Below are 11,160 nucleotides of genomic sequence, written 5' to 3' on the forward strand. Positions count from 1 at the left end.
CCGACGGACGTCCGCCGCACCGGGTCGACGTCGGCGCGGTGGTCGGCATGGCCGGCACCGGGCTGGCCGTGGCCACCGCGCCGCTGGTCCTGGTGACACCCGGGCTGGTGGTGTTGCCGCTGGCCCTGCTGGTGACCGTCGGGGTGGCCGACCGGGCCCTGCTGGCGTTCGCGGCGCGGCACCGGGGGTCCCGGTTCGCGCTCTACGCCGCCGGGATGCGCCTGCTCACCCACCTGACCGAGTGCGTCGGGATGGGCCTGGGGATCTGCGCCGCGCTGTCGCGTCGGGTACGCGCCCGGGGCTCCCGCCCGGTCACCGTGGAACCGCACCGGTGAGCGGCGGCTGGTGGCGGTGGCTCAACCGGGCCTTCACCGTCGCCTTCGTGGTGGCGCTGGCCGTCGGTCTGGTGCTCTTCGTCCGCTCCCAGGACTGGACGCCGGTAGCGACGCTGGCCGGTCGCCTGGACCCGTGGCGGGTGGGCGCGGCGGTCAGCGCGGCCCTGCTGGTCAACGCCGTCGGGCTGCTGCTGGGGGTGGCGTCCTGGCGGGCCATCTTCGTCGACCTGGGTGCGCCGGTGGACCGGTGGACCGCGTACCGGCTGTTCTTCGTGGGGTTCCTGACCAAGTTCGTGCCCGGTCGGTTGGTCGCCCTGCCGGTGCTGCTGCGGATGGGTCGGGAGATCGAGGTCGGGCCGGTCCGGCTGGCCGGGGTGTTCCTGCTGAGCTGGGCGGTGGTGGCGATGACCGGCATGACGCTGGGGGTCGCCGCCGGTCCGGCGGTGCTGTCCGGCGCCACCTGGTGGCTGCTGCTGGCCAGCGTCCCACTGCTCGTGCTCGTGGTCCGGCCGGACCTGCTCGACAAAGCGCTGGTCCTGGTGGCCCGGCTGCTGCGGCGTCCACCGCCGCAGGTGCGCGCCTCTCCGGCGGGCCTGCGACGGGCCATCGGCGCGCAGTCGCTGTCCTGGTTCGTCTCCGGGCACCACCTGTGGCTGCTCGCGGTGGCGGCCGGCGCGCCGCCGCTGCGGTCCTACCTGGTCTGCGTGGCCGGGTTCGCCGCCGCGACCGTCGCCGGGCTGGCCGTGATGGTGGCCCCGGACGGCCTGGGTGTCCGGGAGGCGGTGCTGATGCTCGGGCTGTCCACCGTGCTGCCGGTGGCCGTGGCCACCCCGGTGGTGCTGGTCAGCCGGTTGGTCTGCGCGCTCAGCGAGGTGGCCGTCGGTGGGGGAGGGCTGCTGCTGGCCCAGTATCTGCACCGGCGCCGGTTGCGGCACGACGGTCTGGTGCTCACCGGGCCGGTCCCGGTCGAGCGGTCGGCACCGGTCGGGTGAGCCGTTCGTGTTGACAGCCGCCGGGCGGGCCCGGCGGAGGAGGTCGGTGAGGGACGTGTCGAGACTACGGACGACGGCGGGACTGCTGGGGGCACCGGTGCGGGCGCTGGTACGGCGCAGTCCACGGCTGAACGCGGTGCTCTGGGACGCCCAGTACGCGTTGGGGATGTGGGGATACCTCGACGAGGCCGGCGACGGGAGCGTGCCGCTGTCGCTGATCGAGACGTGGGCGCCGCAACCGGCGATCCTCGACCTGGGCTGCGGCACCAGCGTCAACCTGGCGTTGCGCCGGGGCCGCTACCGGCACTACCACGGGGTGGACATCAGTCGGCGGGCCATCGGGACGGCCCGGGCGCTGCGTCGGCCGGACGCGTCCTACGCGGTGGCCGACATCCGCACGTACACGCCGCCGGACCGGTACGACGCGATCCTGCTGCGCGAGGTCATCTACTACCTGTCCGTGCCGGAGGCGGCGGACCTGCTGCGCCGGTTGCCGGGGATGCTCACCGCGCGGGGACGGATCCTCGTGCAGATCTACGACGTGCAGCGGTCCCGGCAGTTCGTGGCGGTGATCCGGGACTGCGGGCTGGAGGTGACCACCTGGCGACCGCCGGAGACCGGTGACGCCGGGCGGGACGCCTTCTTCGTCCTCACCCCCGCCGCCGTCGCGGAGCCCTGAGCCCCACCGGGGCCTACACCGGCACGCGCCGCTCCCACCATGGCCACACCGTCACCGGCTCGCTGCGCAGCAGCCGGCGGTGCAGGTCCTGGAGGCGGTGTCCCGGTTCGACGCCGAGCCGGTCGGCCAGCGTGGTCCGGGCGTCCTGGAAGGCGGTCAGCGCCTCGGCCCGCCGTGACGTCTGCCCGAGCGCGATGAGTAGCAGTTCCCAGAGCCGCTCCCGCATCGGGTGCTCGGCCAGCATCCAGCGCAGCTCGGCGACGACGTTCTCGATGTCGCCGAGCAACAGCCGTACGCCGGTCACCTCCTCCCGGACGTCCTGGCGCAGCTCGGTCAGCCGGATCCGCTCGGCCTCGGCCAGCGGGCCGGTGGCCTCGTGCAGCGCCCGGCCCGACCAGCGCGCCAGACCGGCCTGGAACAGGTAGAGCGAGTCGGTCAGGTCCGCCTGGGCGCGGGCCGCCCGGGCCCGGCGGACGTCCTGCTCGAAGCGGACGGTGTCCACGGCGTCGGGCGGTACGTCGAGGGTGTAGCCGGGTCGGGTGGAGCGCAGCACGCGGGCCACCGCCGGACGGTCTCCGGGTGGTTCGAGGGCCCGACGCAGTCGGCCGATGTAGGTGTGCACCATGTTCTCCACCGAGTCGGGCCGCCGACCGACCCAGATCGCCTCGACGATCTGGGCGACGGACATCACCATGCCGCTGCGCATCGCCAGCACCGCCAGGACCTCCCGCTGCCGGGGGGTACCCAGGTACAGGACGGTGTCTCCCCGCCGGGCCCGCACCGGACCCAGGAGCAGGATGGACAGTTCACTCTGCGACATCAGGGGCCTTCTCCCACCCGGCGCGGCCGGGGCGTCACGTGTGCGGGGACGGTGACGAAGCGCAGCCCACGGGCGGTCAGCCCGGGCAACACCTCGGCCAGGGCGGCGACGGTCTGCGACCGGTCGCCACCGCCGTCGTGGCAGAGCATGATCTGCCCGGGCCGGGTACGCGACAGCGTGCGGGCGATCCGCGCGACACCCGGACGACGCCAGTCACTGGGGTTCACCGTCCAGTCGACAGGAGTGAGGCCGAGCTCGGCGACGGTCCGCAGGACGGTCGGCGACCAGTTGCCGCCGGGCGCGCGGAACAGGCGCGGCGACACCCCGGTGGCGTCCTCGATGTCGCGCTGGGTCTGCGCGATCTCCGCGACGATCGCGGGTCGGGACAGCGCGGCGAACGGCTGCGGGTGCGAGCGGGAGTGGTTGCCGATCAGGTGACCGGCGGCGAGCACCCGCCGGGCCAGGTCCGGGTGTTCCCGGACGCGGTCGCCGATGAGGAAGAAGGTGGCGCGTACCCGGTGCCGGTCGAGCAGGTCGAGCAGGGCGGGCGTCCACTGCGGGTGCGGCCCGTCGTCGACGGTGAGGGCGACCTCCTCCCCGGCCAGGCCGAACGCCGGCCAGCGCGGGCCGCCGGGGGCCGCGTGACGGCGCAGTGTCTGCCCGCCGCGATAGGCGAACAGCAGGTAGTGCAACGCCTGTGCGTGCAGGTGCGCGCCGAGTCGGGTGACGGGTCCTCGGCGGGCGCTCATCGGGACGTCTTCGCCGCGGTGGCCCGGCTCGGCCCGAAGTCGCGGTCGGTGAGGTGACGGATCCCGCCGACCACGGCGCCGCCGACGACGGCGAGTTGGACCAGCAGGTGCACGGCGAAGAAGAAGAGGGTGAACGGCAGCCCGCGTCGACGCAGCACGAACCGCAGCAGCGCGGGCTCGGCGACCGTGAACAGGACGAGGAACAGTAGCGACAGCACCGGCCACCCGCCGGTGAGCGGTGCCGTCGGCAGCGTCGCCGGCACCGCCGCCGCGGTCTCGCTGACCCGGTTCCGTTACCCCGGCCGGGGTCTGGTCGAGTCGCTGCTGCTCGCTCCCCTGATCGTGCCGAAGGTCGCGATCGGGCTCGGCGCGTTCATCCTCTTCCTGCAGGCCGGCTTCTACGGCAGCGACGGCGCGTTGGTCGGCCTGCACCTGGTGCTCCTGCTCCCCTTCACCGTCAACATCGTCGGCGGGGCCCTGGTGCGGATTCCCCTGGTCTACGAGCAGGCGGCCCGGGACCTGGGCGCCGGGCCGGTGCGGGCCTTCGTCTCGGCGACCCTGCCCCAGCTACGCCGATCGCTGCTCGCCGCGTACGTGCTCTGTTTCATGATCAGCTTCGACGAGGTGGACGCCACGGTCTTCGTGGTCTCCCCCGACCAGCTCACCCTGCCCGTGTCGATGTACCAGTACCTGCAGCGCTATCAGGACCCCACGCTCGCCGCGCTCTCCACGATCCTGATCGGCGCGACGTTCGCCCTGGTCGCCGTCGTGATGGCGACGGCCGGCACCTCGGCGGTCTCGGGCCTGCACTCAGGGAGGGAACGCCGCCGATGAGCACACGAGACCGGACGGAACCCACCGTCACCGTGATCACCGGTGCGGCCGGCGGCATCGGTGCCGCCGTCGCCCGCCGGCTGGCCCGCGACGGCCACCACCTCGCCCTGGTCGACCGCTCCGGTCCGGCCCTGGAGGCACTCGCCGCCGAGTTGCGGGACGCCGACCATCCGGTGCTCACCCTCGACGCCGACGTCCGCGACCCGGCCGCCACCGAGCGGGCGGCGGCGGCCGTCGAGGACCGCTTCGGCGGCTTCGACACCCTGGTCACCTGCGCCGGCATCGGTCGGATCGACCCGATCGACCAGACCACCGACGAGATCTGGGCCGACACCCTGGCGACCAACCTCACCGGAACCTTCTGGTGGTGCCGGGCCGCCGTACCCCGACTGCGCCGCCGGGGCGGCGGGGTGATCGTGCCGGTCTCCTCCACCACCGCGCTGGTCGGGCTTCCCGGCCGGAGCGCGTACGCGGCGGCCAAGGCCGGGGTGCTCGGACTGGCCCGCACCCTCGCCGTGGAGTGCGCCGCCGACGGCATCCGGGTCGTCCCGGTCTGCCCCGGCGCCACCCGCACCGACCTGGTCCGCCAGGGGTACGCCCGAGCCGCCGACCCGGCCGCCGCCGAACGGGCGCACGCCGCCCTCCAGCCGATCGGGCGTCTCTCCGAACCGGAGGAGATCGCCGAGACCATCGCCTTCGTCTGCTCGTCCCGGGCGGCGACCATCACCGGCGCGACGCTCGTCGTCGACGGCGGATACACCGCGGGAGGACCCTCTTGGAACACGTGAACCGCCGCCGCGCCGCGCTGCGGGAGATGGCCGCACGCGGTGTCGACACGCTGCTGGTCTCGAAGATCACCCACGTGCGGTACCTCACCGGCTTCACCGGCACCGCCGGAGTGCTGCTGCTCGGCCCCGAGCCGGTGCTGGTGGTCGACTTCCGCTACGCGGCCCAGGCGGCGCAGCAGGCCGAGGGCATCACGGTCGACGGCGGCTGCGCCCCACCCCGGCTCTGGGCCACGATGCTCGACCGGTTGCGCGCCGACCAGGGCCGGATCGGCATCGACCCCCGCAACCTCACCGCCGAGCAGTACCTCTCCCTCCCCGAGCCGGGCGCGACGGTCGACTGCGCGGGGCTCGTCGAGCGGCTGCGCGCGGTCAAGGACACCGACGAGTTGCGCGCCCTCCGCGACGCGGCGGAACTCGCCGAGACGCTCGTCGCCCGGCTACCGGAGTGGCTGCGGCCCGGCCGCGCGGAGAACGAGATCGCCGGTGAGATCGAGTACGCCCAGCGCCACCTCGGCGCCGAGCGCAGCGCCGCCCCGATCCTGGTCTCCTCGGGAGAGCGCTCGACCCTGCCGCACGGTGCCGCCTCCGACCGGGTGATGCGGGCCGGCGAACCCGTGGTGGTGGACCTCTCGCCGGTGGTGCGCGGGTACCGGGCCGACATCACCCGCACCTTCCACCTCGGACCGGCACCGGCCGCGTTCCACCGGCTGCACTCGGCCGTCCGGGAGGCACACGGCAGGGCGATGGCGACCGTCCGGGCCGGGGTCCGGGCCAGCGCCGTCGACGCGGTGGCCCGGGAGGTGCTGGCCGGATACGGCCTGGACGGCTATTTCAAGCACTCGCTGGGCCACGGCATCGGCCTGGACCAGCACGAGCCCCCGCTGCTCTCGCCGCACGACGACACCGTGCTCGAAGCCGGCATGGTCGTGATGATCGAGCCGGGGGTCTACGTACCCGGTGTGGGCGGCACCCGGATCGAGGACGCGGTGCTGGTCACCGAGACCGGCTGCACGCCGCTGACCACGTCGGATCCGGGATTGCGCGAGCTGTGAGCGGCGTCGACCCGCGGGCCGGCGTGGAGGTCCCCCACGCCGGCCCGCACCCCACCCCGTCGACCGGGGAACACCGGGTCGCGTTCCGAGGCGTGATCCACACCGGCACGCTCACCCTCGGCCCCGGCGACCTCGCCCTGCTCGATCCGGCCGGCGGGGACGTCGCCGCGACGGCGGGCACCCCCGGCGACGTGGTCCGGGTCGCATACCCGCCCCGGCTCGCCGACGCCGAGGCGCTCGCCGTCCGACTCGACCGGAACCGCCCCGAACGGCTGGTGGCGGTCGGCGACGGCTCGACCCTGGACGTCGCCAAGCAGGCGTGGCGACTCGGCACCGCCGGGCCGGAGCTGCTGCTGGCACCGGTCGGCGGTGAGCCCTGGCGAGCCTTCGCCCCCTTCACCAGCCTCTACGGCCGGGACGGCAGCCGGGTGAGCCGACCGGACCCGGCCCTCGGTGACGCCGGGGTGCTCCTCGACGCCGCCGCGCTCTCCCGCCGACCGCAACGGGTACGCCACCTGCACCGCGCCGACTCCATCGTGCACGCCGTCGAGGTGCTGCTGAGCCGGCGCACCCAGGAGTGGGGGCGGGCACTCGCCGCCGCCGGCCTGTCCGCGCTGTGCCGGGACGCGCCGAACGACGACCTGGCCGGAGTGGTCGGCGCCGGGCTGGTGACCGAGGCGTTCGCCGCCACCGGACTCGGACTGGCCCACGCCGCCGCATCCCCGCTCGGCGCCCACGCCGGCCGCACCCACGACGCGGTCAACGTGCTGCTCGCGCCACACGTCGTCGCGTACTGGGGGGACCGGGTCGACTGGCGGGCGGTGGCCGGTCCCCTCGGCACCTCGCCCCGCGCGGACGCCGTCGCCGCGCGGCTGACCGACCTCGCCGACCTCGCCGGAGTCCCCCGGACCCTGTGCGCCGCCGGCTTCTCGTGGGAGCAGGTCCGCGCCGCGGTCCCCGCAGCGATGCGCAGCTCCGGGATGCCGTGGCTGCCCGGGCCGGTCGACGAGGCGACGCTGACCGAGCTGCTGCGCCGCGCCTGGGCGGGGCCGTGAACGGCTCAGACGAGGCTCAGCCCGCCGTCGACCGTCAGCGTCTGACCGGTGAGGTAGTCGCAGCCGCCGGTGACCAGCAGGTGCACCAGACCGGCCAGCTCCGCCGGCTCGCCGACCCGGCGCAACGGCACCCGGGCGGTCAACTCGGCCTCCACGGCCGGCTCCCGGTCGAGCCGGGCGGCGAGCAGCGGGGTACGGATCGCTCCCGGGCAGACGGTGTTGGCGGTGACGCCGTACGGGCCGTACTCCAGCGCGAGCTGCCGGGTGAACGCGATGACCGCCCCCTTCGCGGCGGCGTAGCCGGCGCGCTGCGGGATGGGGCGCAGCGCGGTCAGCGAGGCGACGGTGACCACGGCGCCGCCGCCGCGCGCCACCAGGTGCGGCAGCACCGCGCGGCAGACGTGGAAGGCGGTCGACACGTTGGTGTCCAGGTTCCACCGCCAGTCCTCGTCGGTGGTGTCCACCACCGAGCCGGCGCGGACCGCACCGGCGGCGTTGACCACACCGGAGAGGTCGCCGTGGGCGGCGAGCGCCTCGGCGACGACCGCCGTCACCCGGGCCGGATCGGTCAGGTCGGCCTGGTGGACGCTCACGCCCCGCGTACCGCAGGCCCGCGACGCGGCAGCGAGTCCGTCGCCGTCCCGGTCCACGAGCGCCACCCGGTGGCCCTCGGCGGTGAGGCGACGGGCACAGGCCAGTCCGATACCGGAGGCGGCGCCGGTGACCAGCACGGTGGCCGGGACGCGCCCCCCACCGAAATCGGAAGGATTCTCGGATGACGTCATTCGGCGACGCTATCAACGCAGGTCACCGTGGTGAAGTGCGGGAACTCACCGTGCTGCGGGGCGGACGGCTGCTCACCGCCGACGCCACGCCGACCGTGGTCGACCTGGTGGTCGCCGGTGAGCGGGTCCGGGCGGTCGAGCCGGTCGGCACCGTCGACGCCGGCACGATCGTCGACGTCGACGGCCTCGACGTCCTGCCGGGCGCCATCGACCTGCACGTGCACCTGCGTGATCCGGGACAGACCCACAAGGAGACGGTGGAGACCGGCACGGCCGCCGCAGCGGCCGGCGGCACCACCCTGGTCTGCGACATGCCGAGCACCCAGCCGCAGGTCACCTCGGTCGCGCGCTACCGGGAGAAGATCACCTCCTGGAGTGGACGCGCCACGGTGGACTTCGCGCTCTGGGCCGGCGGCACCGACCCGGCCGCGCTCGCCGCGATGGCGGACGCCGGGGCGATCGGCGTCAAGATCTACATGGCCACCGCCCCCGGCTTCGAGGAGCTCTACTCCGCCGACGCGGCCGCCGTCGCACGGGTGCTGGAGGTCTCCGGCCGGCTCGGCTGGGCGGTCGCGGTGCACGTCGGCGACCAGCAGGCCAGCGACGCCCACCGGGACCGGCTCATCGCCGCCGGGCGGCGCGACCCGGCCGCCGTCCTCGAGGTCACCCGGGGACCCGGCAACCTGTCCGGCCTGCGGACCGTCCTCGACCTCGCCACCGCCACCGGACAGCGGGTGCACCTGGCCCACCTCAGCGCGTACGGGCTCGACGCCCTGGACCTCTTCGCCCGCGCACGGGCCGGGCATCCCGGACTGACGGCGGAGACCTGCTTCCCGGCCCTGAGCGAGGAGGAGGACCTGGTGACGCAGGGGGTCTACGTGCTGCCGACGGTCTTCTCGGCGACGGCCCGGCGGCGGTGGCTCAGCGCCCTCGCCGACGGGGTGGTCGACGCCGTCGCCACCGACCACGCGCCGCACACCCGGGCCGAGAAGGACCGGGGCCGCGACGACGCCTGGGCGGCATCGCCGGGATACCCGGCGCTGGAGACGTCCCTGCCGCTCGCCTACGCGGCGATGCTCGACGGTGACCTCACTCCGCAGCGGCTGGTCGACGCGGTGGCCGGCGCCCCGGCCCGCATCCTCGGGCTGCCCCACAAGGGCCGGCTGACGCCGGGGTCCGACGCCGATCTGGTCCTCTTCGACCCGGCCGGTAGCTGGCGGGTGGACCAGGCGACAATGCGGTCGAAGGTCGGGTGGAGCCCGCTGCACGGACGAACCCTGCGGGGCCGGCTGCACGCCACCTGGCTGCGGGGACGACCGATCGTCCACGATGGTGAGATCCTGGAGCCCGGTGGCGGACATTTCGTCCGTCGGCCGGGTGCCGGCGACACGAATCCGGGACGGGGTTGAGACGACTGTGACGGGTACCCACGGCACCCAGCCGACGTTGCGGGACGTGGCTCGGGTCGCCGGCGTGCACCTGGCCACCGCCTCGCGCGCACTGAGTGGCTCCAAGAGCCGGCCGGTGAACTCCCGCACCGAGGCGCTGGTCCGGCAGGCCGCCGCCGAACTCGGCTACGTACCCGACCAGATGGCCCGGAGCCTGCGCACCCACCGCAGCGCGGCGATCGGCGTGCTGATCCCCGACATGTCCAACCCGGTCATGCCACCGCTGGTGCGCGGCGCCGAGCAGGTGCTCGCCCGGCACGGTTACACCACGCTCTTCGCCGACACCGACAACGACCCGGTGGCCGAGGCCAAACGCCTCGGCATGCTGCTCTCCTGGCGGGTCGCCGGCATCATCCTGGCCACCGCCCGCCGGGACCAGCCGCTGCCGGTGGAGCTGACCGCGTCCGGAGTGCCGGTGGTGATGATGTCCCGCAAGGTCGACGCCACCACCGTCCCGTCGGCGACGGTCGACGAATCGGTCGGCGTCGCACAGGCGCTGGACCACCTGATCGGCCTCGGGCATCGACGGATCGCCTACCTCGGCGTACCCCTCTGGACCTCGGCCGGGCACGAACGGTACGTCGCCTTCCAGCACATCATGCGCGACCGGGGCCTGCCGGTGCCCGAGGGCTACGTCGTCGCCCGGGAGGGCTACTCGGAACGGGACGGCGAGAGCGCACTGGCCGCCCTGCTCGCCGACGACGAGCCACCCACCGCGGTCCTGGCCGGCAACGACATGATGGCGCTCGGCTGCTACGCCGCGATCCGCGCCGCCGGCCTGAGCTGCCCCGGGGACATCAGCGTGGTCGGCTACAACGACATGCCGCTGACCGACCGCGTCGACCCGGCGCTGACCACGGTACGGGTCCCCTACTTCGACGTCGGCCGTCGGGCGGCGACCCTGCTGGTCGAGGCACTCACCGACGGCGACGCGCTGGACCACTCGGTCCGGCTCACCCCACGGCTGGTGGTACGCGCCTCGACCGCACCGGTCCGCCCTTGCCCGTCACAGGACACCGGGCAGAGCGGGTAGACGACGTCCCGAGCACGTCGATCCGGGGGTCCGGCGGTCAGGTGGTGGTGGCGGGGCGGCCGACGGCCCGTAGCTCCGAGAGCGCCGACGCGAAACCGTGCAGCATGTCCGTGGCCTCGGTCAGCCGCGCCGCGGAAGGGTGCTCGCTGTTCGGCCGGTACTCCTCGGCCAGATACCCGGCGGCGGCCACCACCAGCCGCTCGTACGCCCCCACACCGGCGTCCAACTGCCCGGTCAGCGCCTCGTGCGCCTCGGCCAGCGCGGGACGCGCGTCGGGTGGCGCGAGGCGTACCGCACGTTCCACGCTCGCCACCCGGGTCGCCAGCTCGCGCAGCGACTGCTCGGCCGCGGTGGCCTCGGCGACGGCGGGTTCGGCGAAGCCGGTCAGCCGGCCGCCCATGGACGCCAGGGTCGACGCCGCCCGGTCCAGCCGTTCCCACGGCTGGACCGCGCTGGTGCCCCGGAGGGCGCCACGGGACCGGGCGCGGCGTACCTCGGCCACCACGCCGGCACCGACCGGGAGTCGTTCCACGGCCGCGACCAGGCGGGCCCGACTGCGGGCGGCGGCCTGGGCGGGGTCGAGCGCGGGC

At 74.7% G+C, this 11,160-nt stretch carries 13 protein-coding genes and 1 pseudogene; 9 read left to right on the forward strand and 5 right to left on the reverse strand.

Going from position 1 to position 11,160, the window contains the following annotated elements; genetic code table 11:
- The 3 genes and pseudogenes from EYA84_RS33510 to EYA84_RS17115 form a co-directional block, all read left to right on the forward strand.
- Nucleotides 1-335, forward strand: a pseudogene (locus tag EYA84_RS33510) (hypothetical protein); the annotation flags it as partial.
- On the forward strand, nucleotides 332-1,327 hold the full coding sequence (locus EYA84_RS17110; RefSeq protein ID WP_236145814.1) for a lysylphosphatidylglycerol synthase domain-containing protein: 996 nt from the start codon (nucleotides 332-334) through the stop codon (nucleotides 1,325-1,327). The pseudogene EYA84_RS33510 and the gene EYA84_RS17110, both read left to right, overlap by 4 nt.
- A 46-nt stretch (nucleotides 1,328-1,373) precedes the next feature.
- Nucleotides 1,374-2,006: a trans-aconitate 2-methyltransferase gene (locus EYA84_RS17115; RefSeq protein WP_131054065.1), complete on the forward strand. Its 633-nt coding sequence runs from the start codon at nucleotides 1,374-1,376 to the stop codon at nucleotides 2,004-2,006.
- A 13-nt stretch (nucleotides 2,007-2,019) separates the two neighbouring features.
- On the opposite strand, the gene EYA84_RS17120 is transcribed toward EYA84_RS17115, so the two are convergent.
- From EYA84_RS17120 to EYA84_RS32500, 3 genes are read right to left on the reverse strand one after another with little or no spacing between them, the layout of a single operon-like run.
- A complete protein-coding gene (locus EYA84_RS17120) occupies nucleotides 2,020-2,826 on the reverse strand; it encodes a BTAD domain-containing putative transcriptional regulator (protein WP_131054066.1) in 807 nt (268 codons plus the stop codon).
- Nucleotides 2,826-3,575 (reverse strand): polysaccharide deacetylase family protein, encoded by a 750-nt coding sequence (locus EYA84_RS17125; protein ID WP_131054067.1) that lies wholly within the window; start codon nucleotides 3,573-3,575, stop codon nucleotides 2,826-2,828. The genes EYA84_RS17120 and EYA84_RS17125 overlap by 1 nt, the downstream gene beginning before the upstream one ends.
- Nucleotides 3,572-3,793 carry a hypothetical protein gene (locus tag EYA84_RS32500; RefSeq protein ID WP_161594987.1) on the reverse strand — a complete coding sequence of 74 codons (222 nt, stop codon included), beginning with the start codon at nucleotides 3,791-3,793 and terminating at the stop codon, nucleotides 3,572-3,574. Before EYA84_RS32500 ends, EYA84_RS17125 begins: the two co-directional genes overlap by 4 nt.
- Before the next feature lie 13 nt (nucleotides 3,794-3,806).
- On the opposite strand from EYA84_RS32500, the gene EYA84_RS17130 reads away from it, so the two are divergent.
- The 4 genes from EYA84_RS17130 to EYA84_RS17145 are packed head-to-tail and all read left to right on the forward strand — an operon-like array spanning nucleotide 3,807 to nucleotide 7,304.
- On the forward strand, nucleotides 3,807-4,409 hold the full coding sequence (locus EYA84_RS17130) for an ABC transporter permease (protein ID WP_161594988.1): 603 nt from the start codon (nucleotides 3,807-3,809) through the stop codon (nucleotides 4,407-4,409).
- Complete coding sequence (locus EYA84_RS17135) at nucleotides 4,406-5,197, forward strand: SDR family NAD(P)-dependent oxidoreductase (RefSeq protein WP_131054069.1); 792 nt, start codon at nucleotides 4,406-4,408, stop codon at nucleotides 5,195-5,197. The genes EYA84_RS17130 and EYA84_RS17135 overlap by 4 nt, the downstream gene beginning before the upstream one ends.
- A complete protein-coding gene (locus EYA84_RS17140) occupies nucleotides 5,194-6,249 on the forward strand; it encodes a Xaa-Pro peptidase family protein (RefSeq protein ID WP_236145815.1) in 1,056 nt (351 codons plus the stop codon). The genes EYA84_RS17135 and EYA84_RS17140 overlap by 4 nt, the downstream gene beginning before the upstream one ends.
- Nucleotides 6,250-6,272: 23 nt before the next feature.
- Nucleotides 6,273-7,304, forward strand: coding sequence for an iron-containing alcohol dehydrogenase (locus tag EYA84_RS17145; RefSeq protein WP_161594989.1), 1,032 nt, complete (start codon nucleotides 6,273-6,275; stop codon nucleotides 7,302-7,304).
- Nucleotides 7,305-7,309: 5 nt separating this feature from the next.
- Here EYA84_RS17145 and EYA84_RS17150 read toward each other — a convergent pair whose 3' ends face one another.
- On the reverse strand, nucleotides 7,310-8,089 hold the full coding sequence (locus tag EYA84_RS17150; protein WP_131054072.1) for an SDR family NAD(P)-dependent oxidoreductase: 780 nt from the start codon (nucleotides 8,087-8,089) through the stop codon (nucleotides 7,310-7,312).
- On the opposite strand from EYA84_RS17150, the gene EYA84_RS17155 reads away from it, so the two are divergent.
- Nucleotides 8,080-9,498, forward strand: a complete 1,419-nt coding sequence (locus EYA84_RS17155) for a dihydroorotase family protein (RefSeq protein ID WP_131054073.1) — start codon at nucleotides 8,080-8,082, stop codon at nucleotides 9,496-9,498. The two genes, EYA84_RS17150 and EYA84_RS17155, sit on opposite strands and share 10 nt — an antisense overlap.
- A gap of 7 nt (nucleotides 9,499-9,505) precedes the next feature.
- Nucleotides 9,506-10,570, forward strand: coding sequence for a LacI family DNA-binding transcriptional regulator (locus EYA84_RS17160; protein WP_161594990.1), 1,065 nt, complete (start codon nucleotides 9,506-9,508; stop codon nucleotides 10,568-10,570).
- A 37-nt stretch (nucleotides 10,571-10,607) separates the two neighbouring features.
- Here EYA84_RS17160 and EYA84_RS17165 read toward each other — a convergent pair.
- A partial coding sequence (locus EYA84_RS17165; RefSeq protein WP_131054075.1) for a hypothetical protein occupies nucleotides 10,608-11,160 on the reverse strand: 553 nt, incomplete at its 5' end.

It is taken from the genome of Verrucosispora sp. SN26_14.1 (assembly GCF_004307965.1).
GTDB lineage: Bacteria > Actinomycetota > Actinomycetes > Mycobacteriales > Micromonosporaceae > Micromonospora.

What these genes read in the sequence shown, in the direction of transcription:
- EYA84_RS17120 (WP_131054066.1), bottom strand. Translation starts at nt 2,826, where the DNA reads ATGTCGCAGAGTGAACTGTCCATCCTGCTCCTGGGTCCGGTGCGGGCC.
- EYA84_RS17125 (WP_131054067.1), bottom strand. Translation starts at nt 3,575, where the DNA reads ATGAGCGCCCGCCGAGGACCCGTCACCCGACTCGGCGCGCACCTGCAC.
- EYA84_RS17135 (WP_131054069.1), top strand. Translation starts at nt 4,406, where the DNA reads ATGAGCACACGAGACCGGACGGAACCCACCGTCACCGTGATCACCGGT.
- EYA84_RS17155 (WP_131054073.1), top strand. Translation starts at nt 8,080, where the DNA reads ATGACGTCATTCGGCGACGCTATCAACGCAGGTCACCGTGGTGAAGTG.
- EYA84_RS17150 (WP_131054072.1), bottom strand. Translation starts at nt 8,089, where the DNA reads ATGACGTCATCCGAGAATCCTTCCGATTTCGGTGGGGGGCGCGTCCCG.